We start from the raw sequence: 25,028 nt of genomic DNA, 5'->3' as shown, positions 1-25,028 counted from the left end.
ACGCAGAGCATAATCTGCGTACGCTGTTAAATCATTTAACAAACGCTTTAAAAGGCGTATCAATCGGCGTTTTTGCAAGGTGGTTAGTATAATTGCTCATCACTTTTTGTGATAAACCCACCACAATCTCTAGCAATTGCTGTTGTGCGTAACCCACAGCAAAAAAGGCGTCTATTTGCTCATCACTAATAACACCGCGATTTTTCGTCATCGCTAATGTTGTTTCACGTAATGTGTCTAACTTTTTATCTGCCAGTGGTGTGTTATTAACCAGCGCATCCACAATTGCTGGGTCAACATTCATACTTGCTGCAATTGCACTGTGTGCTGGCACGCAATAGTGACAATGATGTTCAACGTTAATCGTTTGCCACACAACAGTTAATTCCTCAGCGTTGAATGACGTGTTTTGAAACAACGTATGCAGCACTTGATAACCTTCAAGCAAAGTGGGTGCCTCTGCCATCACAGCATGCAAGTTTGGTAGCATGCCAAATGCAGCTTTAGAATTAGCAATAAGTGGTTTTGACGCCTCAGGTGCCGTTTGCTCTGTGTGTAATGTAAATTCTGCCATGTTAATACTCCAAATAATAAAGTGTTTATGAAAGTTCATAGGCATACTATTTGATTTTGAGCGGTCGCTCAAGTTAAAATTGAGCAAGTGTTCAAAATAGGTTTTCAATATGGCTAACAAATTAAAGTTCGAACGTAATGAAGTGGTGCGAACTGCGGGTCAATTGTTTTGGCAAAAAGGCTTTAATGCAACCTCTACACGTGACTTACAAAATGCAACGAACATGCGCCCCGGCAGCATCTATGCTGCGTTTGGCTCTAAAGAAGGGTTGTATTGCGAGGCACTCAAAGACTATGCACAATTAATGGAAGGCCAACTGTCGCAAGCAATTAATCAACACAATTCCGTACTAGACGGTTTAGCAAGCTTTGTCACAAGAGTACTTATTGAAGACGCTGATTGCGCCCCGAGTAGGTTATGTATGTTAGTAAAAGCAAATAACGAATTTACGCAAAATGAACCGGCATTAAAGGTACTGAGTGTTGACTTAGCCAATGAATTCGAGGTTTTTTTAACGGCACTCTTTACACAAGCACAACACCAAAATGAGCTTGGTACACACCTGAGCGCACTAGAATATGCTCGTTATTTTCAAATACAATTTACCGGATTACGTAGCTATTTAAATCGCCCAAATACTCAACCACTGGCAACAACGTTAATTGATCAGATGTTTGTCTCACTCAAACAACTGTGAGAGCAATAGTGGCACAATAAATAATTATTAATTCAAGATAATACGCTTATTCAAACTGAGAAAATCAAGCCCAGCCTGTAAATGTTTGCCTTAAGCTACTAGCCTAACAGCCGCATCGACAGACAAAGTAAACGGGGTTGTTTATTGATTTTGAATTGACCGTCACTGTATAAAAAAGGTCAAAAAGAATACTAGTACCTATTGACAGAATTAAGGCTCATTGTAGTGGTCAATAAAATTTGGCCACAGTTTTAGAATCTTGATATCTAACCTCAGATTCATTTGGCGCTAAACCAGCATTATAATGATGCGGCCTAACGTTGTTGTAATATCCGTTGATATAATCACTAACGCTATATTTAGCATCTATAAAATTTCCATATCCAACCTTTGGCATCCATTCCGTTTTAAAGCTTCTAAAAAATCGCTCCATTGGCGCATTATCCCAACAATTTCCACGCCTACTCATACTTTGTGTGATTTTATAGCGCCATAAACGTTGGCGATATTTTAAACTTGTATAATGACTACCTTGATCTGAATGAAACATCAGTCCTGTCGGTTTTCCTCTGCTTTCATACGCGAGTTCAAGCGCTTTTAGCGTTAAATTTGTATCTGGCGACAACGACATGGCCCAGCCAACTACTTTACGTGCAAATAAATCAATAACAACGGCTAAATAAGCCCAGCGATTACCTACCCAAATATATGTCACATCACCGCACCACACTGTATCTGGCTCAACAACATCAAATTGTCTATCAAGCAGGTTTGGAATTTCAAGGTGTTCATTACCGCCGCGTTTATATGAATGTTGAGGTACTTGGCAGCTTTCAAGCTTTAATTTAACCATTAGCTTAGCAAACGACTCAATTCAAAATCATTGTTCGTTGCTATTGCCGCGATTGTCCGCGCCCCAGCTGAGCCACCGCTCATTGCATGTATTGCTTTAACTTCAGCCTCTAGCCTTACTTGCTCTGACGTCGGCGTTGTATCCCGTATAGCCCAATATTTATAGCTGCTACGATGCACATTGAATACGTTACACAGCACGCTAATTGGGTAACGCTCTCGTTGATTTAGTTTCTCAATTAACGAGAATTGTTCAAGGAGTCGGACATCAAGAGAGCGGTGCCTTTTTTAATATATCCTTTTCTAATTCAATGCGTTGGATTTGCTTTTTAAGTTCGCGGATTTCAATTTGTTCGGGCGTCATTGGCGAAGCCGATGGTGTCTGGCCATTCCGCTCTTGCTTTAATTGAGTAACCCACTTACTGACGGTTGATTTACCCACCCCCATCGCTTTGGCTGCTTCTTCTTGCGTATAGCTTTGGTCAACTACGAGCTGAGCTGTTTCTAATTTTATTGCTGCAGAATACGTTGCGCGTTTTAATTTCGTCATTTTTTCACCCAAATTTGTATGCTTATTAGCATAACATTTCTTTCTTAATGGGTGGCCAAAATCACTGTACCACTACATCTGTTAACTCAATACAAACGTAGTGTGTTGAATAGAATAATTTAAAAGTTATTCTATTTAAACGAAAAAACATAGCGACTAGAACCCTTTGCTATTTTATAAAATAATTCTAACCTATGATTTACTAGAAACAGGATGATAATGATGTATAAAAATAAAAAAGTATTGTTGCTGTTTTAATAACTACCTTACTAGTGATGGCTTCAGGATGTTCAAGCAAATCAAACCATTCAAATACAAAAAGTCATCATTCTATAAAGCATCCAATTAAGTACGGAAAACTGAGTGTGTCTTCTGTCCCTAAATCCACCCCAATCCATATTCATCCTTTTAATACAAATCAAATAAATTTTGACTCCGATACTGTACGCACTATGGCAAAATCTGCTCCACACCTTTTAGCTGCTGATATAGTTTATACATTGCGTAATGCTGGTTTTACAAATGTTACATTAGATGAAACGAAAAGCGGCGCATCAGAAAAATCCATGAGTCTTGTCGGCTCTTTCACGAAATTAAACCCAGGTAGTCAAAATTTGCGTTTATGGATAGGTTTTGGAGCTGGTGAGAGTGAAGTGTGCGTTGAAGGAAAACTAAAAGATACTCAAGGTAAAGTAGTCGGTACTTTATCTCATTGTGAAAATGGCATAGGTTGGGGAGATAGTATGGCCCAGGTAGAAAATGAAGCCAAAACTATAGGTGAAAAAATAGGTGCTTTTGTTAGTGGCATTGCGAAATAATCAATGACGATTTTTAAAATACTAAACTAGGTTAAATAAGGAATATATGAAAAATATAATTTTAATTTCTACAACATTATTAACATTATGCGGATGTGCCGTTGAACCAGATAAAGTAGGGGTTAATATCGTTGGATTAACATATCAAAGTACCGTTAAGCAATTGGACGATGATCAATATTACATTGAAGTTGAAGCCGCTCCCTTAGCTGGTCGTGTTGGAGGGGCATTGAAGGTTGCAAAAGCGGACGCCGAGAATTATTGTAAGGAAAAAGAAAAAGAATTAGAAATAGTAGAAGAGACAACTGATTCTCATTTACTTGTAAATGGTATAGGTAAATTAATATTTAAATGTAGTTAATCTCTTTTGATGTTTTTGATATCCAAATAATATTTCGGCCAAAATAATGAAATATTTATTATTTGATTAACTGAAGAGCAACCACAATGTATTACTAAATCTAATTAGTTTAAGGTTTAAGATTAGTAGCTATTCAGTTGAAATGGCAGCTAATAATGTTGTAATTTTCATATTACTATAATTAATTATTAGTGGATATATACTGAATATTGATTAAAGTTAATGGGTAATAGGTTAATGACTTATCATATTAATAAATTTTAACAAAACTGGTCATCAATAATTAAGGTTAGCGAATGAAAAAGGTTTTATTTTTACTCTCTGTTTCAATCATTCTCCTGAGTGCTCCACTTAAGACTGCCTTGGCACAAAAATTCTCCTTTGAAAAGGCTTGGAATACTGTATTAATAAATAGTGATGCTTTAGCCGCAGAAAAACAAAATATTGAACGTTCGTTATATTTACAAGATGCGGCCAGCGATTTATTTTTTCCAAGTGTTTCTTTACATGCAAATTACACAAGGTTAGATAAAGCAGTGCGGGTTAGGCCTTCTGAAGTTATTGAAAGTATGCCTATAGATAGTATCAATCAAGCATTCGGGATAAAGACAACTGATTTAGATAGCCTTTTTACGTCAACCTTAACTGAAAGAGATGTTTTTACTAGTTCTATACGTGCATTATGGCCTCTATATACCGGAGGACGCATAAATGCTGCTCAAGGAATAGCTAAAGCTCAACATGACGAAGCTAGCTTTCTACTGACAATGAAACAGTCAGAGAAATTTGAAGATTTAGTTAAGTACTATTTTGCCGTTGTCTTATCTGAGCAAGTACTTCAAACAAGAATAGATGTTGAACAAGGGTTAAATCAACATTATGAAAACGCTTTAAAATTAGAGCAACAAGGGCAAATAAATAAATTAGAACGCTTGCAAGCACAAGTTTCATTAAATAAATCACAGGTTGAGTTAAAAAAATCATTACGAGATACCGAAATTGCCCAAGTTGCGTTAGCAAAATTACTAAAAATAAATGAAAAGGCTGTACCCACTGCCACTTTGTTTGTTAATGAAAGTTTACCTAAAATGTCCTATTTTATTGAGAAAACATTATCTGACTTCCCTGCATTAAAAGTACTTGATGCTAAAAAAGAACAAGCTAAGGGACTAATTAATATAGAAAAAGGTAAGTATTATCCAGAGGTTTATTTGTATGGTAATTATAATTTATATGAAGAAGATAATTTAGCCTCTCAAATTGCCCCTAACTGGGAAGTAGGCATTGGTATTAGTATTCCTATTTTTGATAACTCTGGTCGTTCTGGTAAAACGAAAGCGGCTCATAGCTCTGTTATGCAGGTTACTTATTTACAAGCCCAAGCTATTCAAGATCTATCGGTTCTCGTTGAAAAAACTTACCGTGAAGCAAATCAATCCTTAGAAGAGTATCAAGGTCTAGAGTCTAGCCTAGCATTATCTGATGAAAACTTACTGTTACGCCGTAGAGCCTTTACACAAGGACTTTCAACCTCTATTGAGGTTGTTGATGCGCAACTTTTTGTTGCCAGTATAAAAACTCAACGGCTTGTGGCCGCTTATCAATATATGATATCCCTCTCAAAGTTACTTGCCTTAAGTACAGATATTCATACGTTTAAACATTATCAATCTTATCAAGGTATAGAGGTTAAATAACGATGTCGAATTCATCAAATAAAAACAAGGTTTGGCCATTTGCTGTAGCGTCTGTCGTCATAGCTTCTTGGTTGGCTTATTCTTTTTATCAAGCATACCAACCACGACCTGAAAGAATACAAGGACAAATTGAAGCACAACATTACAGTATTTCTTCAAAAGTACCGGGGCGAATAGAACAAGTATCGGTAAGAAAGGGTGACAATGTAAAAAAAGGGCAAATAATTTTCACTCTACTTAGTCCGGAAATACAAGCCAAACTTCAACAAGCACAGGCAGGAAAAAACGCTGCGGGAGCTATTTCAGAGCAAGCAGATAATGGCGCAAGAATTCAAGAAATATCGGCTATGAAAATGCAGTGGGAAAAAGCAAAAGCTGCAGATGAATTAATGGAAAAAACCTATGAAAGAATTAACAATCTTTTTAACGATGGCGTTGTCGCTGAACAAAAACGTGACGAAGTTTATACACAGTGGCAAGCATCTAAATACAATGAGAGTTCAGCTTACCAACTTTATGCTATGGCCAAAGAAGGCGCTCGTGATGAAGTAAAACGAGCAGCAAAAGAGCAAGAAAACATGGCAGCAGGTGCAGTAGCTGAAGTTGAAGCCTATATAGCTGATACTAAAATTTCGAGTTGGCATAATGGCGAAGTTAGCCAAGTATTATTGCAAGAAGGAGAATTAGCACCTCAGGGCTTTCCTGTCGTTACCATAATAGACATGGATGATGCTTGGGCAATATTTCATATTAGAGAAGATACCTTAAAAGATTTTCCTAAAGGCCAAAAAATTGAAGTGAACATTCCTGCTTTGGGTGACAATACTTTTATGTTTGAGATAACCCATATTTCTGTCATGGGCGATTTTGCCACCTGGCGTTCAACCGATAATAGTCAAGGTTTTGATATGAGAACTTTTGAAGTTGAAGCTCGGCCTTCTGAAAATATCCCATTATTAAGAGTCGGCATGACAGTATTACTCAATCGTACTGTTAAATAACAACGTGGACTTTTTCCAAACGATAAAGACTGAGTGGAAAATAATTTGCCATGATGCTTGGCTAAAAGCTTTACTCTTTTGGCTGCCCGTGCTGCTGGCGGCGATAATCTGGGCAATATTCTCAGTAGGTATTGCCAGAGATCTACCCATTGGGGTAGTAGATAACGACAATAGTTCAATATCTCGAGCACTAATACGAAACTATAATGCTAGTCCAACGTTATCTGTTGAAAAGCATTTTAACTCAATGGAGCATGCGAGTGCTGCGTTTAAAGAGGGGTCTATTTATGCGTTAGTGATTATTCCTCATTCATTAGAAAAGAATACGCTATTAGGTAAATCGCCTCAAGTTACCGCTTTTTACAACAGTCAGTTCATCTTAGTTGGTAAGTTAATCAATGCGGCGCTGTTGAGTTCTCATGGAACATATATAGCCCAAATAGAAACATTTAAAGACTTAGTAAACGCACATGGTATAGAAGAACAAGCGATAGCTGAAGCCTTACCAATTTCTTCACAAATATCCCCCTTGTTCAATGGTAATTCTCATTATGGTCAATTTCTGGTTGTTGGTATTATCCCTGCTATGTGGCAAATTATCATCATTGCAACTGTTTTACTGGTATTAGCTCATCCTTTACGAAAATCTACGCTAGAAGAATGGCTGCCTAACATTAACTTTATTGATGTATTGGTAAAATTAATTCCTTATGTATTCGTTTTTTGGTTACAAGGTATCGTATACATTAGCGTGTTCTATGGTGTGTTGCATTGGCCCATGCACGGTAGTTGGTTTTTACTCATATTTGCTCAACTTTTTTTCGTTATAGCATGCGCAAGCCTTGCTGCTTTATTATTTTTTCTGACTTTAGATGTAACACGCTCAATGAGTTTGGTTGCCGCTATTGCAGCGCCAGCATTTGCTTTTATGGGAGTAACATTCCCAACAACTGACATGTCATTATTAGCGCGAATATGGCATTCACTATTGCCAACAAGTCACTATATCAAGATACAAATTGAGCAAGTGAATTATGACTCCTCAATATTCAATAGTGTTAACAGCTTATTTATATTATTTATTTTCTCTATCTGTTTATATTTTTCTAAACTCCTGTTGAATAAACATCAACTGAAACATTTAAATAAATTGAAATTAGAAAATGAAAACTGCAAAAATAAGGTAGTAATTAATGACTTGGAAAAAACTAATACATAGTGAATTTTTTGCAATTTTCACGAATATGCCTCTATTGGTTACTGTTTTTGGTGGTGTGATAATTTATTCATTTCTTTACCCTTTACCTTACGCTAATCAAACGCCGAGGGAACAAAAAATAGCAGTAATTAATTTGGATAACAGCCAGTTGAGCCGTACTATTGAACGTATGGCTAATGCTACGCAGCAAATAAAAATCACTCAACAAGTACACACTATCGATGCAGCCAAAACACTACTTATTAATGGTGATATAGCGGGTTTTTTACTCATCCCTCGACATTTTTATCGTGATTTATTACTTGAGAAAAGCCCACACTTAATGTTTGCTGGTAATGCCTCTTATTTTTTAGTGTACGGTACTGTAATTGAAGGGTTAGTGCGTTCTACATCAACAGTAGCCGCTGAAGTCAAAGTTAATCGTATGGTCATTAGAGGAGATAATATAGCGTTAGCGTCTTCACAATACACTCAAATTGGCTTGAATCTCAAACCTACATTTAATCCAAGCATGGGTTATTTGAATTATGTAGTACCAGCTGTATTTGTGTTAATTTTACACCAGACGCTATTGATTGCTATGGGCTTACTCACAGCAGGGCAATACGAAGATAAAGTAAAACTTAAGACTTCTTCAGAACTGCGGTCAAGCTATTGGTTAACTTACCCAGTTTGGAAAGTACTACTTGTTCGTTCATGCTTGATGTTCATCATATATTTAGCTTTGCTGAGTTATTATTTTGGTTATAGCTTTGAATACTATGGTATTAAACGCTTAGCTTCTATTCCAGATTTAATGTCACTTGTTGTGCCCTTTTTGTTGTCCGTGATTTTTTTAGGAACCGTGATAGGTTTATTAATACCAAGAAAGGAATTATCAACCCTTATCGTGATATTAACTTCTCTGCCTTTGGTATTCTCAGCGGGATTTATATGGCCTACATCAAACATCCCAGTAGTGATAAACATGATGGCTCAGTTTTTTCCGTCAACGCCTGCCATTAACGGTTTTTTAAGATTAAATCAGATGGGAGATAGCCTTGAAAACTTGGTACAAATTAGAATGCAGTTATGGTCACTTGTTTGTTTATACGCCATGATATCGTATGTTTTAATGACGAAAAAACAACAAAATTTATTAAAATCTATCCTGTAATTCATTCACGTCAAAAAAAGAAAACAAGTTATATCGTTAGTATAGTTAGTGTCGTTTGAAGTATTGATTTTGCTATTTTGAATGTAAGCGTATAGCTAACGGCACCTGTCTCTAATTCTAGATCTTCGATATCTTATCTCCGAACTTAATTTCGGAGATAACCATGAGAATTACGCGTAGCCAAGAGCAATGGCAAACCATCATTGAAGATCAGCAAAGCAGTGGCTTAACCATTATTGATTATTGCCAACAACATCAATTAACAATCTCTAGCTTTTATGCCGTTCGAAAGAAACTCAGTTTGTTGTCAGGTAATTTTGTTCGCGCGAAAATAACACAACAGGTAGAACTCATTGAAGAGAAAACCTTCATAACAGTCACTGTGGGTAAGGCAAACGTCAGTTTACCTGCATCAACCCCTGTTACTTATCTAAGTCTATTATTGCGTGAGATTATGTAATGGAAATGTTTGTTGAGCCTTCAACGGTTTTCTTATATCGGGATTTTGTTGACTTTCGAAAGGCAATCAACGGTCTTGTTGCTCTTGTCGAAGATGAGTTAAACCGTGATGCCTATACTGGCGCTTTATTTGTTTTTTGTAATAAAGCTAAAGACAAATTGAAAATACTGTACTGGGACAAAACAGGCTTTGCGCTTTGGCAAAAGCGTTTAGAAAAGCAAAAATTCAAATGGCCAAGCAAGATAAACGCGCATGAATTTATATTAACGACTGAGCAGCTCGATTGGTTACTCTCGGGATATGACGTTCTTGGTCATCAAGAATTGCATTATCAGTCGATGATCTGATTGATCGCTATTTAGTTTTTTTTGCAGTCAACGATCATTGACACAAGCGCTTATATTCATTGCTGCCAAAGGCTGTATCTGGTTGAGTTTTTTGTTAAAATCAGCGGATGAAATTCAATGCGAACTCCTTACCAAATGACCCAGAACAACTTAAGCAGATGCTGCTTGAATTGCAGCAACGCATGGGTGAAGAGTTAGCTCAAAAAGATAATGAGTTAGTAGAAAAAGATCTCGCATATTGAGCGCTACAACCTCAAACTTGCTAACGAATACGGTAAAAAATCAGAGAAAATGCCTGGTGCCGATGAAGTATTCAATGAAGTAGAGTTAGTGCTTGATGAACACGACAAAAAGCTCGTGGTCGATTCAAATTCTGACGTGACACCTAAAGGCAAGCCAAAACGTAAGCCTTTACCTCAAGCACTGCCGCGTAAAGAAGTCGTGGTAGATATTGACGAAAGCGACAAAGTTTGTGATTGCTGTCAAAGTCCGTTGCACAAAATGGGTGAAAGTAGCAGCGAAGCACTAGAATTCGTCCCCGCTCATATCAAAGTCATTAAAACGATTCGCCCCAAATACACCTGTCGCCACTGTGAGCGTAATGGCATTGAAAGTGTGGTGAAAACCGCTTTGATGCCAGCAACACCGATACCTAAAAGTATTGCGACACCTAGCTTACTCAGCCAAATTATTTCGTGTAAATATCAGTTTGGCTTACCGTTAAACCGCCAAGAAACCATGTTTAGTGATATAGGACTCGAATTAAGTCGTCAAACGATGTCGAATTGGATGCTACGCAGTGCTCAATTACTTGAACCACTGTATATGCGCTTAAAAGAAGTGTTGCTCGCAGAGCCTGCCATTCATGCGGATGAAACCCCCTTGAAAGTCATCAAGGCAGAAAAAGCGACCAGTTATATGTGGGTGTATTGCTGTGGCAGCGATAGGGCAAGTGAAAAAACTAATATTGTTTTATACGATTATCATAACAGCCGCGCAGCACAATGTGCGATTGACTTTCTTGATGGCTACCAAGGCTATATGCATGTTGATGGTTATAAAGCTTATGGGCTAACACAAGCTAAATTAGTCGCCTGTCTTGCCCATATTCGTCGTAAGTTTGTTGATGCGAAGAAGATACATGCCAAAGCGAAAACAGGTAAAGTTGATGTGGCATTAAACTTAATCGGCAAGCTCTACGGCATAGAGCAGCGTATTAAAGAAAAGTCGTGTGAAGATAAGTTCAACATTCGGCAGACACACGCTAAGCCAATCGTAAAAGAACTGCATCATTGGCTGATAAAGCACAAAGATAAAATCCCGCCTAAAAGCAAACTGGGTGAAGCAATAAGTTACAGCTTAAATCAGTTTGATAAATTCCAGCGATACCTTGAAGATGGCAGACTATCCATTGACAACAACCGAGCTGAGCGAGCAATAAAACCGTTTGTGATCGGGCGCAAGGCATGGCTGTTTTCAAATACCTGCAATGGTGCTCATGCGAGTGCTATTCTCTATAGTCTCGTTGAAACCGCTAAGGCCAATGGCTTAGTCGTGCATGACTATATATCACAGTGCTTACAGCATACTGCTGAGCAACCAAACAACCTTGAACCGCTGTTACCATGGAATATTGAGCGCAGCTAGGTGTCCTTCCCTATACGCTTACGCTTTTCAGAACACAATAGCGCTGTTATACCTATCCACTCGCTTGGTATAACAGCGCTTAAATAGTTTATCAGGTTTTTAACTTATTCAATTCGTCATCTTGCTGGGCAACTAATTGATTTAACATTTGGCTACCATCGCCTGCTTGCGTTGATAGCTCTGCCAATTGAGAGGCCGCATCGGAGATCAAAGTAAGATTACGGTTGATCTCTTCTGTGACAGAACTTTGCTGTTCAGCGGCAGTGGCTATTTGTGTGATTTGACCTGTAATTTCTTCGACTTTAGTCACTACACTGTGTAGTGCATCAAATGCGAGGGTAGTTTCATCCACAGCCGTTTGCGCTCTAACAACGCCCTTTTCAATTACCGTTGAAGCATTACCCACTTCAAGTTGCAGGCTGTCTATTAAACTGCTGATATCATCGGTTGAAGCACGAGTTTTTGATGCAAGCGCCCTCACCTCATCGGCCACAACAGCAAACCCTCTTCCTTGCTCCCCAGCACGAGCGGCCTCTATTGCAGCATTAAGAGCGAGCAGATTTGTTTGCTCAGAAATTGTACGTATAACGTCTAATATTTGTGTAATATCATTACTGCGTGCGGCGACTTTCTCTACTGCTTGATTAGCTTGCTTAATCTCATCAGACATCGTTTTCACTTGGGTGACCGCAGACGATAAGCTAGACTCACTGCTGTTTACTAATGAGTTGATTTCATCTGCTTGCTGCGCAGATTGCTCTGACGCCCTTGCCACCTCGAGTGCTGTTGCACTCATTTGATTCATCGCGGTGACCACACTTTCAATTTCTTGAAACTGCGCTTGTACGTTTTGCTTAGTATCAACAGCAACATGCGCTGCGGTTTGTGCCTGTAGCTTAGTTTGACCAGACACATCTTTGAGTTGAGCTATCAAGTGACGCAGCTTAGCCAAGAAGGCGTTAAAGCCATCGGCTAACGCAATTAACTCTGCGTGCGATTCCACACTGAGTGTTTGCGTTAAATCCCCTTCGGAGCTTGCTAAGTTGTCTACCCGCGTTTGTATTTGTTGCAGTGGCGCAATGATACTCTTAATCACAATGGTCATAATGATAAAAGCAACAGCAGCGATAATAATGCCGGTGATCAATATAATACCACCGAGTGTATTGGCATTTTCATCCATTGTGTTTGCAAGTGCTTGCGGACCCATTAATGCTAACTCAGCGGGCACCTCGATTAATAAGCTCCACTGTTTCTCTGCTAGTGTTATTGAAATTGGATAATTAACTAAGTAGTCACCATTAACAATGTGAATGCCACTGTCTTTTTTCAGGCGATCATAGCTGTTTGCTAAATTCGAAGAGGTCGCTTCTTTTAAAGGGCGGCCTAATTTATCTTTGTAATGACTACTGCCAACAATCAAATCTAATGAACTCAGTAACGTCACTCTTGCTTTGCCGTTATATAACTCTTTTGACAACTGCTCAGTCATGGTTTGAAAAACCGGCAACGTTAAATCAACCCCTGTAATTCCGATAAATCGGCCATTTCGCATTACTGGCACAACAAGTGAGGTCATCATTTCAGAATTGCCTGGCGAAATTTCGTATAAGTAAGGCTCCATGATGCACGGTCGTTTCGAATCTTTTGCACACAAGTACCATTCGGCTTCTCGTTGCCCAAACTCGTTCAGCGTGGTTATGTACTTTTCATTTATATCTTCAACGACTTGTTGCTCAATTACGCCATCTCGGCTGCGCGTAAAGTACACTTCGAGCGTTCCGGCGTCTGCAACAGAGTGCTTAAAACCCGTCAGGTATTGAGCGTCATTACCATCAAAACCATTGGCTTCAAATTGAGAATAGATAGAGGAGATATTGGTGTTTTTTTCTAAAAGCGATTGATTTAGCTGTACCACAGACTCGCGGCTTAATGTGTTTGCTGCTTTCTCATCGCCTAGTATTGCCGCGAATGAAAAAGGTACGCGGTATGATTCATTAATAAACCCAGCAATCCGCTCGCCATACGATGATGCATTAGCGACCAGCTTTTCTTCTACTTCAGCAACAATGAGCTTTTTAGACTCAGCAGATAAATCTTTATTACTAACTGATAACTCCCACCACAAGATGCTCGATAATACAAAAACGGTGGTAAAAATACTCCCTACGGTTAGCCATAGTAATTTTTTAGATAATGCTATTTGCTGCATTCGCCTGTTCCTCTGCCCTTAAATAAACCCCTCTTTTGAGTTTAGTCTAATTATAAAAAGTTACAGTATATTATTGAAAAAACATGATTAAAGTGCAGAGTGTATTGCTGTTTTGTAACGATGAGAGTAATGAAATAAATGGCCTAAAGTAAAGCATACCAACCTAGCATTTTGCTAAGTTGGTATGAGTTGGTCAATTAAATAACGGATAGTTCAACGGCGATGTTACCGCGAGTAGCATTAGAATAAGGGCACACCTCATGCGCTTTAGTAACAAGTGCATTGGCTGTTTCTTTGTCAATATCACCAACAAACACAGCAAGTTTTACGGCAATGCCAAACCCACCGTCGATTGGACCAATTGATACTTCTGCATCAATACGCGTGTCTGTAGGTAGTTTTATTTTTGCTTGGCCTGCAACAAGCTTTAATGCACCAATAAAGCATGCAGCATAGCCTGCTGCAAATAGTTGCTCTGGGTTCGTACCTTTACCATCATCGCCACCTAAACCTTTTGGTGTTGATAAGGCAACATCAAGACGGCCGTCATCTGATTTTGCCGTCCCCTCACGTCCACCGGTTGCAACTGCTTTTGCTGTATACGCTACGCTTTGTAATTCTTTCATGAATGCCTCTTAAATTTAATGTATTTATTTTGCATGCAAAATAATAGACCGAAAAACCCAGTATTGCAAATACTTTGCACACAAATTAAAATGCAGGTATGGCTTTAAGCATTGAGTTAGTATGAAATTTTCACCATTAAAATTAGATAATCAAATCTGTCATCGCTTATACATGGCGTCAAACGGGATTGTTCGCACTTACCGTGAGGCGTTACTCGCGCTTGATCTTACTTACCCGCAATATGTTGTCATGATGGCGCTGTGGGAAAAAGAGGGGATTAGCATTCATGAACTGCTTGAAAAAACTGCGATTGATGGTGGTGCTATGACGCAAATTTTAAAAAAGATGACCGACAAACAGCTGATTGAAATTATAAAAGATGACCAAGATAAGCGAAAAAGGTTGATAAAGCTGCAACAAGCAGGCCATGAATTACAGCAAAGGGCAGTCGATATTCCTGCGCAAATTCGCTGCAACTTCCCTTCGATTAGTGAGCAAGAAGCCGCGCAGCTAATAACCTTACTCGATAAGTTGAATAGTGATTTAATTAGCTAAAAATTTTTGAATGTCATTCTATTAAGCGGGACTTTTTATCTATGAAAACTGCGTTATAGTAACGCCATAACGTTACCTTATCGGAGTAAACATGAAAGCATTTGGTTATACACACGCAACTAAAACGCTCACACCTGAGTCATTTCAAGCGATTGAGATTCCCACACCAGAGGCACAGGGCCATGATATATTAGTTGAAGTGTCAGCTATTTCTGTAAACCCTGTTGATGCAAAAATACGGGCAAATGTGTCTCCTGAACAAGGCTACAAAGTAATTGGTTGGGATGCTGTCGGTCTTATTAAAGCCGTTGGCGATAAAGTAAGCCTATTTGATGTGGGCGATCGTGTTTACTATGCTGGCGATTTAACCCGCCAAGGCAGTAATGCTGAGTTACAACTTGTTGACGAACGCATTGTTGGCCGCGCCCCTACTACATTGAACGACCCAGAAGCTGCGGCTCTTCCTTTAACCAGTATTACTGCATGGGAGCTTTTATTTGACCGCCTTCAAGTTTCAAAAAATCACTCGGCAAAACCGGCATCACTTTTAGTCATTGGTGCTGCAGGAGGTGTGGGTTCTATTTTAGTGCAGCTAGCAAAACAGCTTACTAATTTAACCGTTGTGGCTACAGCATCACGCGCTCAAAGTGTTGATTGGCTAAATAAGTTAGGTGTCGACGAAGTGTTTGATCACACACAAAGCTTAGATGAACAACGCACCCAACGTAACATGGATGAGTTTGACTATATAATTAGCTTAACGCATACAGATCAGCATCTTGATGAGATTATTAATGTTATTAAACCACAAGGTAAGCTGGCGTTAATCGACGACCCTGCCAGCTTTGATATTTTAAAATTAAAACGTAAGAGTATTTCACTTCACTGGGAGTTTATGTACACCCGCTCGATGTACCAAACCGACGACATAATAGCTCAACATCAGCTACTTACTGAATTGGCAGAGTTAGTTGATAACGGCACTATTAAAACGACCTTAGGCCAACACCTAGGAAAAATCAGCGTTGAGAATTTAGTCAAAGCGCACCAAATTTTAGAATCTCATCAGTCACGCGGTAAACTAGTACTAGAAGGGTTTTAAGGCAGCGTTTTTAAGTCATTATTGTAATGCCTCAATCCCTGAGGCATTAGCTTTACTGCCCACACTACAGGTTAGTTGCTTTTTTGTTTCGAATTAAGTTTGCTACTGGTTTTTCAAAATAGGTGTACGACACAAAGGCGACCATTATACTTGCAACCAAAGAAATGAATAACTTGAGCTCCACCGATACACTCAGTTTATTGACCAATAAAGTGATTGGCATATGCAATAAATACAATGAATATGAAATCTTACCTAATAAATCACCTACCCCGTTAGCTAATACTCGATTGTTATCCGGTACTAAAAATACAATGGCAAAAAACACACTCGACATCACAAAAAGTACTTCATAACTTAGCCACATTCTATATTTAGCATCACTCGTTACGGGTGAAAAAGCCGGGTAAAGTAAAGGAATTAAGCAAAGCGTTAGTACAAAGCCATGGCTTTTTAAGTAATTAGGAATTGTTAAAGTTGAATAATTTAGCCCAAAAATAACACCTATAAAAAAGTAAGGTAAACTCCTAATGGTGTTAAAAAAGTTGTACGGGATGCCATTAACATCACTACTTATTCTGGGGAAATTAGTTAAAAATAATAAAATCATTACTGCAATGCTAACGATATAAATATACCCAAGACGATTTTTAGCAAGCGCCCAAAATATAATGAAAACAAAATAAAAATGTACCTCAGGCGGTATTGACCATAACACGCTCTCGCCATGCAAAAATAACATATGGCCAATTAGCACGTTAACGTTAGCAATGTCATACAACAGAGAGAAATCTAACAAGGTAAAAATAAAAGAGCCTAATACAACCGCTAAATATAACGGTACTACCCTTGCTGCGCGAGCCAAAAAGTAGAGTTTTACGGTTGTTTTATTGAACGCTTTTTGTGAGTACAGGTGCGACATTAAAAAACCACTTAACATAAAAAACAGCATCACACCGTAAGCACCTGAACCACCGCCTAATGCGCCATCAAACCATTGAGTAATATCACTAAAATGGGTAATAAAAACAATAATTGCAGCGAGTCCTCGCAGCGAATTCAATTTTCTGATTTGCAAAATAGCTCCTTAATTTGCATCTTTAAGCCATTTTTTAACGGGTTCAACCCACTGCGGTATTGGAGTATAAAAAGCCCCATGCTCTTTAGATGTACTTATCGCAATTTCAGTAAAATGCGTAACCTGTTTACTACGATCAATCAAAAACTGACATGAACCCACTTCATCCGAGGTTTCGTAAATTGATAAAACATTGCCGTACATTTTTAAACTGGGTTGGTTACCCACATAGCGACCACAAGCCGCCAAAAGAATAAAATTTACCTCTGCATTCGCTAACAAATTTGATGTCTCGATAGTAATCGCGCCACCACGAGAAAAGCCAATCAGTGAAATATTACTCGCAGAAACCCCCTGTGCGATGAGCAAACGAACATCGCTGACGAGTTTTTGGGCAAACGCTTTAGGCTCGGTATTTTTAGCTCTGTGATATGCAATCAGATTATAATCAGTATCGGCTAAGGCTTTTATTATCATTGGAAATTCATACTTTCCCCACCGAGCGTTAACAGGTGTCGGGTTAGTGCCCTCAACAATTAAGCCATGAGAATAAAATACATATTTTTGCGAACCTTCTATTTTGTCGGGAAAGTGATCAAACACGTTTGTTGCAAAGAGCGTTGAGGGGAAAAATGCAATAAACAGTAGTTTAATATTCGTCCAAAACATGTTGCTAGCCGAATTGGCGTCAAAGACCATAAAAATACACTCTCCATATTTATATAATTAATTATAAAACAATACCCTAACCGAGGTTTTTTACCAACAGGCGCTGACTAACTGATTGCTTGTTTGCAAATTTGGTACTCAATTAAACAGCATTTAACTTACCTTTATTTTATTGCGCCAGCAAAGTGCAGTAACTTAAAAAGTTTCACCGTTTTAGTGCTTCTGTGGTTTTTGGGGCTCTTCCAAAGAAAATAAGCCATTGATTTAAAGTAAGTAAAAATAATTTAATGGCTGGCATGGATCTTTCATTAGTAATGATAAGTCTTTTGAAACGTTTCATACTTTTAAAAGATGAGTGGCTAGGGATTTATATAACCTAGCTACATAACATGCGAAATTATACCTCTTCTACAGGGAGCACGAGCAATGACTAATTTTTACCACACTCTGTATCTATTATGGCGCTTAGATGTAAGCGTTTGGCATGTCCATGAAGCAAACGACACACATACAACATCCGAAAAGGAGCGTCGACATGTTAAATAACGTCCCTCATCTAGATGAAGTGCTACAAAAACTCAGTGGTTATCAACTAACAATTACTGAAGCGGCTGAGCAGTATGATTTACCAAAGCGGGTAATATATAAAGCGTTACGACAGCAACAAGCTAAAAATACGAAACAAAAAGCGTACTTAATCGCAGTAAAAAAGCGTTTGCAGCAAACATTGCAAACTGTAGAGCTAGAATTAGCAAATTTAAATTGATCAAAAACGTATAAATTTCACTATAGTTATACAAAACCTAAAAATGTTGTCTCATAATGATTAAAGCAGTAGAAGTAAACTTTGATGGCCTTGTAGGCCCGACTCACAATTACGCAGGATTATCATACGGTAACGTCGCATCACTAAATAATGCGACAAGTTATTCCAATCCTAAAGAGGCGGTGCTGCAAGGTCTCGCTAAAATGAAAGCCATGCATGATAAAGGCTTAACCCAAGGTGTGTTCGCTCCTCATGCAAGGCCCGATGTGGATGTGTTACGCCACCTCGGTTTTAGTGGCAGCGATACAGATGTAATAAGCAAAGCCTTTAAGGTTGACCCAATCCTGCTACGCGCATGTTATTCAGCGTCAGCAATGTGGACAGCAAATGCCGCAACTGTCTCTCCCTCTGCAGATACTCTCAATGGGAAAGTGCATTTTACTGCCGCGAATTTAAATAATAAATTTCATCGCTCTTTAGAGCCTGCAACGACTACTCGCTTATTAAAAGCTATGTTTAACAATGACAATTACTTTAGTCATCACACTCATCTTCCTGAACAAGGTTTTTTTGGCGATGAAGGTGCAGCAAACCACACTCGATTAGCGGATGATCATGCAAGCACTGGGCTTGAAATGTTTGTATATGGTGCCAGCGCATTTAATAGCGCGTTACCAAAACCCGCCAAGTTTCCAGCACGTCAAACCCTTGAGGCCTCACAAGCCATCTGCCGGTTACATGAACTAAAGCCCACCAGCCAAATTTTGTTACAGCAAAATCCAGATGTAATCGATCAAGGTGTGTTCCATAATGATGTTATTGCCGTGGGTAACGCAAATGTCCTACTGTGCCACGAACAAGCCTTTATTAATCAGCCACAAGCTATTGAACAAATAAAGCGTGCTTATTTAGGCGAAAAAACACTGCATATCATTGAGGTGCCAACAGCTAAAGTAAGCATCCAAGACGCTGTTTCAAGCTACCTTTTTAATAGCCAACTTGTGAGTTTAAATAATGGCAACATGCTGCTAGTAGCGCCGCAAGAATGCCAAAATAACAACGCCGTAAATACCTTTATAAATGAAATGATCATAGCGGATAACCCGGTTAATCAGGTTCAATTTTTTGATTTAAAGCAAAGTATGCAAAATGGAGGCGGGCCTGCTTGCTTACGGTTACGTGTTGCACTTAATCAACAAGAACTCGCAGCAGTTAACCCAGAGGTTATCTTAACAGATGATAAATACCACCAGCTGTGTGCATGGGCCAACGACAACTACCGCGATAGACTGACCAGTGATGATTTTGCAGATCCGAACCTACTACTGGAAAGCCGACAAGCGCTCGACGAATTAACGCAAATATTAAAACTGGGCTCTGTATATTCATTCCAGCGTTAACTTGTACTGAGTGTTGATTTTAACGCTCTATCTAGGACTATCGCTGTTAGTAATACGTAACTTACAGCGATATAAAAAGGTTTTTTAGCAGTAATCATTACGATTTTGTAATGTTATAAGCCATTCATATAAGCCATTTTCATAGCGTTTTAAACGTTGTTGGTGCTTATTTGTAATCGTATAGAAAGGCGCCACACAAATAAACTTCTCACCTGTAATAATCACACCTTTTATGCCACATATTGAATAAGGACGAATATGGTTAATTTGTTTAGCCGAAAAAATAATTTGCTCGCTTAAAATAGAAAGCGTATGCACACCATGCTTACATATAGTGAGTGTTTTTTTGCCATTACCAAGCAATACAACAATAACCGCTGTTACTAACACAGTTAAACTATAGGTTAGTATGTTCAGCCAACCATCAGGGCTGATTAGGTTAACCAATAATATCAATAAATTGATGAGTACTAACGTCATTAATGTGTTTACTTCACCTTGTTTTTCTAAATCTAAGACGTTCATTTTTATTCCTGATTTTATGGGGCTGGCGCTAACACCGTAAAATTACCCAACAAATGTGGAGCAAAAATGTAGAAATGGCGAATATGGTTTAAGCAAATACGAGTAATGAGTTTCATCAGCAAATATAAGTGCTAACCATTATCTAGGCCTCCAATTAAACCGACTAATACCAATTCGCTTAATTAAGTGATCTATTATGATTAAGTATTATTGCGAATTGGTATAAATCTAATAGCTATTAATCAACCTTAATTCAAGTTGTGTTAAGTATTAACTTCTATACTGACGCCAACACTGAGAAGGAAATGGTTAAATTATGAACATCAAAACAACAATTTTAAGTAGCACTATTTTAGTTGCACTCACGGCATGTGGTGGTTCAGACAATATTGATTCGCCAACAACTCCGCAATCGGCAAAATTTAGCTTGGGTGTTTCCGATGCACCGGTTAGTGGCTTACGCGAGGTTAACGTTGTATTTAACTCTATTACCCTAAGACAAGCTAATGGCGCAGAAGATATTACCTTTGAAACACGCCAGACAGATGACCAAACTAAACCTGAAATGGTAAATTTGCTTGATTACACTGGCGATGATGTTTTCTCATTACTAGATGATGAAGACGTTCCAACTGGGCAATATTCATGGATCCGTGCCGATGTTATTAATGGCGATGAAAACAACATTACTATGACCTCACACGTTATGTATGAAGACGGAAGCATTGCACCTTTGGTTGTAAAACGTAAGGGTAACGACGGTATTGGTGAGATTCAACTTGACGGCTTTACTCTAAATCAAACTGATAATGATTTTGTACTTGAATTCGACTTGAAGAAGTCGCTTGTAAATCCACAAAACAGCGATGAAATATTCTTAAAACCTCGCGGCGTTCGTTTAGAAAACTTAGCTGAGTCAGAAGAAATTGAAGGTACTATAAGCGACGCACTTATTGCCAACTGCGAAACAGACAATATCGCACTGGCTGCTGAAGATGGCTCATTTGATCATGCTGTTTACCTTTATAGCAATGATGTAGCCGAGCCACTGGATAATTACGAAGTAACCGAAGATGAAACTCCTGCTGATGCGCCTTTAGCGACAGCCAATGTGGTATTTGATAGTGACGACAATGAATATGAGTTTGAGCTTGCCTTCATTACTGCTGGTGATTACCAATTAGCTTATACCTGTGCAGCACATATTGATGATGCTGAACTACGCGATGAGGCATTTACACTGTATCAAGTTAAACCGGTTACGGTAACTGCGGGTGATGATCTTGACGTGACTTTTACTGTTAGTCAGTAACAATAAAATTTGCTCTGTTTAAGTAAAAAAGCCCATCAGTTAACGCTGGCGGGCTTTTTTATCTACGCTCTTGTACCCATTATGGAACGCCGGCTCTGCAATGTGCAGCGTACGTTGCGAAAATATTAAAAGCTTACCTTTCACGTTTTAATTTCTTTGATTATTGCTGTAACTCAGCACAATATAAAAATAAGCAAACCTCCATAGCTCCTAGCTTACAGGCCCCTACTTTACATAAGCTAGCTCAAATTTAACCATCAAATAAAAGTCGCGCGAGTATGTGGCGATAACGCATTTAAAACTATTTCATTTCACATATCCAAAATTAGCCACTTAAATTTTTATAGTTATATTTTCTTAACATTAGCTTATTCAATTTGAGTTAATCGAGGGATGTTAATGTGATCAACACGCTCTAATTAAAGTTAATTAGTATCACACTATTTTGAATATGTAATTAAGGAGAAATAAACATGGTCGAAGCAAAAATAGTACTTATTACAGGTGCCTCAAGCGGTATTGGAGAAGCTACAGCAAAAACATTAGTTAAAAATGGCCATAAAGTCATTTTAACCGCACGCAGCAAAGACAAATTAACAGCTCTTGTAGATGAGTTAGGGGCTGAAAATGCCTATGCTATTACTGCTGACGCAACTGACTTTAATGAGTTAGAAAATGTCGTAAAAAAAGGCGTTGAACACTATGGCCGCCTTGATGTCGCTTTTGCTAATGCGGGAATGGGTGTCAATAAGAGTGGCACCGAAAACGGCGACGTCGATGAATGGCGCCAAATGTTAGATATCAATATCAACGCGCTACTTTATACTGCTAAACTTACTCTGCCCCACTTACGTGAAACCACTGGGCATTTTATTTTAACCAGTTCAGCTGCGGGTCGAGTAACCATACCTGGGTCGATTTACGGTGCAACAAAGTGGTTTGCGTATGGCTTTGGTCAAAATTTAGCTGAAGAAATGAAACAGTGGCAAGGCCGCTGTACTACAATAGCACCAGGCATGGTAAATACCCCATTCTTTGATGAAGCCAAACCAGACAAACTCGACCCAAATGATGTAGCCGAAGCGGTTTTATTTGCTATTGGAGCCAATCCTCGCTGTAACGTACGCGAGTTATTTTTAATGCCAACAAACTAGTATAAATAGTAGATAGGCTATAAACCTATCTACCACTTCTCCTTTATTAATCACCAAAAGCATGAGTGTCTGTTACAAAAAATTTTAATGAATAACTACTAAAAATCACTTTTTTTTGTCTATGCTTAGAGTAGTTCAATCCAATGATAGGACATCACTTAATGGCTCTGCATAATACCCAAAATTTGCCACCTGTTCAGTATGTGACTAACGACACGTTACATCAACTTTTTGATGCTATCGATTCTATCTCGGTGCAAGGCTATGATGAGCAACGCCGTGTTATATATTGGAACAAAGGCAGCGAAATACTGTATGGGTTTACTTGCCAAGAAGCGATGGACAAAAAGCTCGAAGATTTGATTATTCCAGCGCCTATGCAAGAACCGGTTATAAAAGCACACAGTGACTGGGTTAATCTAGGGATTGAAATTCCTGCTGCAGAACTCACCTTAACTCATAAAGATGGCAGTGAGGTTGCGGTATTTTCAAGCCATGTCATGCTAACAAATGAATACAACACCAAACAAATGTATTGCATTGATATTGATTTGTCTGAAGTGCATAAAGCACAAGCCGAAGCGACATTTAATGCCACCATGTTACAAACACTATTTGAAGCCATCCCTGACTTATTTTTTGTTTTAGAGCACGACGGTACAATTACCGACTACCACGCAAGTGATAAAAATGACCTGTACGTGTCACCTGCACAGTTTATTGGTAAAAAAATGGCTGAGGTGTTACCTGAAAAAGTGGCACAAATGTTTGACCTGCATATCGAAAAAGCAATCACACTTGGAGGCATGGTCAGTTTTGAATATGATTTAAGCATGCCTGATGGGATTTATTATTACGAAGCGAGGGTACGCTTGCTGCCCAAAACAAACCAAATAATGATGATCATTCGTGATATTACCCAGCCGCACCGCTCAGCAGAGCTCATTCGTCGTCAAGCGCACTTTGACCACTTAACCGCATTGCCTAATCGTTTTTTATCCCTTGACCGGTTGTCACAGTTACTGGGGGCTATTCAAAAAAAACATGAAAAAGCAGCTGTTTTGTTTTTAGATTTAGACGACTTCAAAAAAGTAAATGACTCTTTAGGGCATGAAGTGGGTGACAAAATCTTAATAGAAGCAGCACATAGATTACAACATGCTTTAAAAGAAGGAGACACCGTAGGTCGATTAGGCGGCGATGAGTTTATTGTTTTAATTTCTAATTTAAATGATGAAAGTAATGCCAAATCGATTGCTGAGCGCCTACTCAACGCGTTTAGGAAACCTTTTAAACTAGAGGGTAGAGAATTAATACTTACACTCAGTATCGGCATTGCTATTTCACCAAAAGATGGAACAACAGCCTCCATGTTATTGCGCAATTCTGATACAGCGATGTATCAAGCAAAAGCGCAAGGTCGAAATACATTCTCATTTTTTACAGCGCAAATGAATGCCACTATGCAGCGCCGTTTTGAAATAGAAGTGCACATGCGCAGCGCACTTAAAAAAAATGAGCTTGAAGTCTATTACCAGCCCCAAATAAATGTAAAAACAAACAAAGTTATTGGTGCTGAAGCATTACTGCGTTGGCATAACGAAAAGCTGGGTACGATCACCCCTGAAGAATTTATACCGATTGCTGAGCAAACAGGTTTGATCATACCTATGGGTATGTTTGTTATTGAACAAGCTCTAAAGTTTTTAAACGAGTGGCAAGCCATGAATAAACAAAACTACACCATGGCAGTTAATTTATCACCGTGCCAATTTAGGGATTCTGAACTGGTCAATACAATCATACATGCATTGCATAAATACGAGGTTAAAAACGAGCATTTAGAATTAGAAATCACCGAGGGAGTATTAATGAATGGCCAAGACTCTATACGTGACGCACTAACAAAAATTGATGAACTAGGTATAAAATTGTCAATGGATGACTTTGGCACAGGGTATTCATCTTTAAGTTATTTGCGCCAATACTCGTTTGATGTATTAAAAATTGATCGCAGCTTCATTAGTGCTATCACCGACGATAAGGCTGATTTTAATTTAGTAAAAGCCGCGATTGCCATGTCACATAGCCTAGAGATTAAGGTCGTGGCAGAAGGCGTTGAAACCAAAGAGCAACTTGATTTACTCAACACGCTTGAGTGCGACATCGCACAGGGATTTTATTTAAGTAGGCCCTTACAGGCTTCTCAGATGCTTACTTTTTCATTAACGTAGCGCTCGAGCACTCCA

General features: G+C 38.7%; 22 protein-coding genes and 2 pseudogenes. 17 read left to right on the top strand and 7 right to left on the bottom strand.

All coding sequences use genetic code 11. The features are described 5' to 3' along the window. Positions 1 to 31: 31 nt before the first annotated feature. On the bottom strand, positions 32 to 574 hold the full coding sequence (locus ACFI4Z_RS05405) for a carboxymuconolactone decarboxylase family protein (protein ID WP_462669675.1): 543 nt from the start codon (positions 572 to 574) through the stop codon (positions 32 to 34). 109 nt (positions 575 to 683) lie between these two features. Here ACFI4Z_RS05405 and ACFI4Z_RS05400 point away from each other — a divergent pair, with 109 nt between their 5' ends. Then, the gene (locus ACFI4Z_RS05400; RefSeq protein ID WP_462669674.1) at positions 684 to 1,271 is read left to right on the top strand and encodes a TetR/AcrR family transcriptional regulator; all 588 of its coding nucleotides are present in this window, start codon (positions 684 to 686) and stop codon (positions 1,269 to 1,271) included. Between the two features lie 232 nt (positions 1,272 to 1,503). On the opposite strand, the pseudogene ACFI4Z_RS05395 reads toward ACFI4Z_RS05400, so the two are convergent. Next, positions 1,504 to 2,673: pseudogene (locus tag ACFI4Z_RS05395) on the bottom strand (transposase); the annotation flags it as partial. 365 nt (positions 2,674 to 3,038) lie between these two features. Between ACFI4Z_RS05395 and ACFI4Z_RS05390 the strand changes: the two are divergent. From ACFI4Z_RS05390 to tnpC, 9 genes and pseudogenes are all read left to right on the top strand, one after another. Further along, entirely contained in the window at positions 3,039 to 3,491 is a 453-nt protein-coding gene (locus ACFI4Z_RS05390; protein ID WP_462669673.1) for a DUF4410 domain-containing protein, read from the top strand. A 46-nt stretch (positions 3,492 to 3,537) separates the two neighbouring features. Continuing rightward, positions 3,538 to 3,852 (top strand): hypothetical protein, encoded by a 315-nt coding sequence (locus tag ACFI4Z_RS05385; protein ID WP_462669672.1) that lies wholly within the window; start codon positions 3,538 to 3,540, stop codon positions 3,850 to 3,852. Between the two features lie 296 nt (positions 3,853 to 4,148). Further along, a complete protein-coding gene (locus ACFI4Z_RS05380) occupies positions 4,149 to 5,549 on the top strand; it encodes a TolC family protein (protein WP_462669671.1) in 1,401 nt (466 codons plus the stop codon). A 2-nt stretch (positions 5,550 to 5,551) separates the two neighbouring features. Then, positions 5,552 to 6,550 (top strand): HlyD family secretion protein, encoded by a 999-nt coding sequence (locus ACFI4Z_RS05375; protein ID WP_462669670.1) that lies wholly within the window; start codon positions 5,552 to 5,554, stop codon positions 6,548 to 6,550. A 4-nt stretch (positions 6,551 to 6,554) separates the two neighbouring features. After that, positions 6,555 to 7,769 carry an ABC transporter permease gene (locus ACFI4Z_RS05370; RefSeq protein ID WP_462669669.1) on the top strand — a complete coding sequence of 405 codons (1,215 nt, stop codon included), beginning with the start codon at positions 6,555 to 6,557 and terminating at the stop codon, positions 7,767 to 7,769. After that, positions 7,744 to 8,925: an ABC transporter permease gene (locus ACFI4Z_RS05365; RefSeq protein WP_462669668.1), complete on the top strand. Its 1,182-nt coding sequence runs from the start codon at positions 7,744 to 7,746 to the stop codon at positions 8,923 to 8,925. The genes ACFI4Z_RS05370 and ACFI4Z_RS05365 overlap by 26 nt, the downstream gene beginning before the upstream one ends. Before the next feature lie 163 nt (positions 8,926 to 9,088). Beyond that, the gene (gene tnpA, locus ACFI4Z_RS05360) at positions 9,089 to 9,385 is read left to right on the top strand and encodes an IS66 family insertion sequence element accessory protein TnpA (protein WP_462669667.1); all 297 of its coding nucleotides are present in this window, start codon (positions 9,089 to 9,091) and stop codon (positions 9,383 to 9,385) included. Next, entirely contained in the window at positions 9,385 to 9,732 is a 348-nt protein-coding gene (tnpB, locus tag ACFI4Z_RS05355) for an IS66 family insertion sequence element accessory protein TnpB (RefSeq protein WP_462669666.1), read from the top strand. Before tnpA ends, tnpB begins: the two co-directional genes overlap by 1 nt. A gap of 107 nt (positions 9,733 to 9,839) precedes the next feature. Beyond that, positions 9,840 to 11,379 (top strand): annotated as a pseudogene (gene tnpC / locus ACFI4Z_RS05350) (IS66 family transposase). Between the two features lie 91 nt (positions 11,380 to 11,470). Here tnpC and ACFI4Z_RS05345 read toward each other — a convergent pair. Next, positions 11,471 to 13,591 (bottom strand): methyl-accepting chemotaxis protein, encoded by a 2,121-nt coding sequence (locus ACFI4Z_RS05345; RefSeq protein ID WP_462669665.1) that lies wholly within the window; start codon positions 13,589 to 13,591, stop codon positions 11,471 to 11,473. A gap of 197 nt (positions 13,592 to 13,788) precedes the next feature. After that, a complete protein-coding gene (locus ACFI4Z_RS05340; protein ID WP_462669664.1) occupies positions 13,789 to 14,217 on the bottom strand; it encodes an organic hydroperoxide resistance protein in 429 nt (142 codons plus the stop codon). A gap of 121 nt (positions 14,218 to 14,338) precedes the next feature. Here ACFI4Z_RS05340 and ACFI4Z_RS05335 point away from each other — a divergent pair, with 121 nt between their 5' ends. After that, positions 14,339 to 14,773 carry a MarR family winged helix-turn-helix transcriptional regulator gene (locus ACFI4Z_RS05335; protein WP_462669663.1) on the top strand — a complete coding sequence of 145 codons (435 nt, stop codon included), beginning with the start codon at positions 14,339 to 14,341 and terminating at the stop codon, positions 14,771 to 14,773. Between the two features lie 91 nt (positions 14,774 to 14,864). After that, a complete protein-coding gene (locus ACFI4Z_RS05330; protein WP_462669662.1) occupies positions 14,865 to 15,875 on the top strand; it encodes a zinc-binding alcohol dehydrogenase family protein in 1,011 nt (336 codons plus the stop codon). A 64-nt stretch (positions 15,876 to 15,939) separates the two neighbouring features. Here ACFI4Z_RS05330 and ACFI4Z_RS05325 read toward each other — a convergent pair whose 3' ends face one another. Beyond that, on the bottom strand, positions 15,940 to 16,953 hold the full coding sequence (locus tag ACFI4Z_RS05325; RefSeq protein WP_462669661.1) for an acyltransferase family protein: 1,014 nt from the start codon (positions 16,951 to 16,953) through the stop codon (positions 15,940 to 15,942). 9 nt (positions 16,954 to 16,962) lie between these two features. Next, on the bottom strand, positions 16,963 to 17,622 hold the full coding sequence (locus ACFI4Z_RS05320) for an alpha/beta hydrolase (protein ID WP_462669660.1): 660 nt from the start codon (positions 17,620 to 17,622) through the stop codon (positions 16,963 to 16,965). A gap of 535 nt (positions 17,623 to 18,157) precedes the next feature. On the opposite strand from ACFI4Z_RS05320, the gene ACFI4Z_RS05315 reads away from it, so the two are divergent. Both ACFI4Z_RS05315 and astB read left to right on the top strand, forming a co-directional pair. Beyond that, positions 18,158 to 18,388, top strand: coding sequence for a hypothetical protein (locus ACFI4Z_RS05315; protein ID WP_462669659.1), 231 nt, complete (start codon positions 18,158 to 18,160; stop codon positions 18,386 to 18,388). Positions 18,389 to 18,447: 59 nt separating this feature from the next. Beyond that, positions 18,448 to 19,788 (top strand): N-succinylarginine dihydrolase, encoded by a 1,341-nt coding sequence (astB, locus tag ACFI4Z_RS05310; protein ID WP_462669757.1) that lies wholly within the window; start codon positions 18,448 to 18,450, stop codon positions 19,786 to 19,788. A gap of 84 nt (positions 19,789 to 19,872) precedes the next feature. Here astB and ACFI4Z_RS05305 read toward each other — a convergent pair whose 3' ends face one another. Then, a complete protein-coding gene (locus tag ACFI4Z_RS05305) occupies positions 19,873 to 20,313 on the bottom strand; it encodes a hypothetical protein (RefSeq protein ID WP_462669658.1) in 441 nt (146 codons plus the stop codon). 316 nt (positions 20,314 to 20,629) lie between these two features. On the opposite strand from ACFI4Z_RS05305, the gene ACFI4Z_RS05300 reads away from it, so the two are divergent. From ACFI4Z_RS05300 to ACFI4Z_RS05290, 3 genes are all read left to right on the top strand, one after another. Then, positions 20,630 to 21,625 carry a DUF4382 domain-containing protein gene (locus ACFI4Z_RS05300; protein ID WP_462669657.1) on the top strand — a complete coding sequence of 332 codons (996 nt, stop codon included), beginning with the start codon at positions 20,630 to 20,632 and terminating at the stop codon, positions 21,623 to 21,625. 473 nt (positions 21,626 to 22,098) lie between these two features. Continuing rightward, a complete protein-coding gene (locus ACFI4Z_RS05295) occupies positions 22,099 to 22,779 on the top strand; it encodes an SDR family oxidoreductase (protein WP_462669656.1) in 681 nt (226 codons plus the stop codon). A gap of 161 nt (positions 22,780 to 22,940) precedes the next feature. Beyond that, entirely contained in the window at positions 22,941 to 25,013 is a 2,073-nt protein-coding gene (locus ACFI4Z_RS05290) for a sensor domain-containing protein (protein ID WP_462669655.1), read from the top strand. Positions 25,014 to 25,028: the final 15 nt, after the last annotated feature.

It is taken from the genome of Pseudoalteromonas sp. RWi3 (genome assembly GCF_054960735.1).
The sequence above is the reverse complement of the archived record's forward strand: the minus strand, read 5'-3'. Positions and strand labels throughout refer to the sequence as shown.

Excerpts from the sequence above, each read along its gene's own strand:
- ACFI4Z_RS05405 (WP_462669675.1), bottom strand. The coding sequence starts at position 574 with ATGGCAGAATTTACATTACACACAGAGCAAACGGCACCTGAGGCGTCA.
- ACFI4Z_RS05400 (WP_462669674.1), top strand. The coding sequence starts at position 684 with ATGGCTAACAAATTAAAGTTCGAACGTAATGAAGTGGTGCGAACTGCG.
- ACFI4Z_RS05385 (WP_462669672.1), top strand. The coding sequence starts at position 3,538 with ATGAAAAATATAATTTTAATTTCTACAACATTATTAACATTATGCGGA.
- ACFI4Z_RS05380 (WP_462669671.1), top strand. The coding sequence starts at position 4,149 with ATGAAAAAGGTTTTATTTTTACTCTCTGTTTCAATCATTCTCCTGAGT.
- ACFI4Z_RS05375 (WP_462669670.1), top strand. The coding sequence starts at position 5,552 with ATGTCGAATTCATCAAATAAAAACAAGGTTTGGCCATTTGCTGTAGCG.
- ACFI4Z_RS05365 (WP_462669668.1), top strand. The coding sequence starts at position 7,744 with ATGACTTGGAAAAAACTAATACATAGTGAATTTTTTGCAATTTTCACG.
- tnpA (WP_462669667.1), top strand. The coding sequence starts at position 9,089 with ATGAGAATTACGCGTAGCCAAGAGCAATGGCAAACCATCATTGAAGAT.
- tnpB (WP_462669666.1), top strand. The coding sequence starts at position 9,385 with ATGGAAATGTTTGTTGAGCCTTCAACGGTTTTCTTATATCGGGATTTT.
- ACFI4Z_RS05345 (WP_462669665.1), bottom strand. The coding sequence starts at position 13,591 with ATGCAGCAAATAGCATTATCTAAAAAATTACTATGGCTAACCGTAGGG.
- ACFI4Z_RS05340 (WP_462669664.1), bottom strand. The coding sequence starts at position 14,217 with ATGAAAGAATTACAAAGCGTAGCGTATACAGCAAAAGCAGTTGCAACC.
- ACFI4Z_RS05335 (WP_462669663.1), top strand. The coding sequence starts at position 14,339 with ATGAAATTTTCACCATTAAAATTAGATAATCAAATCTGTCATCGCTTA.
- ACFI4Z_RS05330 (WP_462669662.1), top strand. The coding sequence starts at position 14,865 with ATGAAAGCATTTGGTTATACACACGCAACTAAAACGCTCACACCTGAG.
- ACFI4Z_RS05320 (WP_462669660.1), bottom strand. The coding sequence starts at position 17,622 with ATGTTTTGGACGAATATTAAACTACTGTTTATTGCATTTTTCCCCTCA.
- ACFI4Z_RS05315 (WP_462669659.1), top strand. The coding sequence starts at position 18,158 with ATGTTAAATAACGTCCCTCATCTAGATGAAGTGCTACAAAAACTCAGT.
- ACFI4Z_RS05305 (WP_462669658.1), bottom strand. The coding sequence starts at position 20,313 with ATGAACGTCTTAGATTTAGAAAAACAAGGTGAAGTAAACACATTAATG.
- ACFI4Z_RS05300 (WP_462669657.1), top strand. The coding sequence starts at position 20,630 with ATGAACATCAAAACAACAATTTTAAGTAGCACTATTTTAGTTGCACTC.
- ACFI4Z_RS05295 (WP_462669656.1), top strand. The coding sequence starts at position 22,099 with ATGGTCGAAGCAAAAATAGTACTTATTACAGGTGCCTCAAGCGGTATT.
- ACFI4Z_RS05290 (WP_462669655.1), top strand. The coding sequence starts at position 22,941 with ATGGCTCTGCATAATACCCAAAATTTGCCACCTGTTCAGTATGTGACT.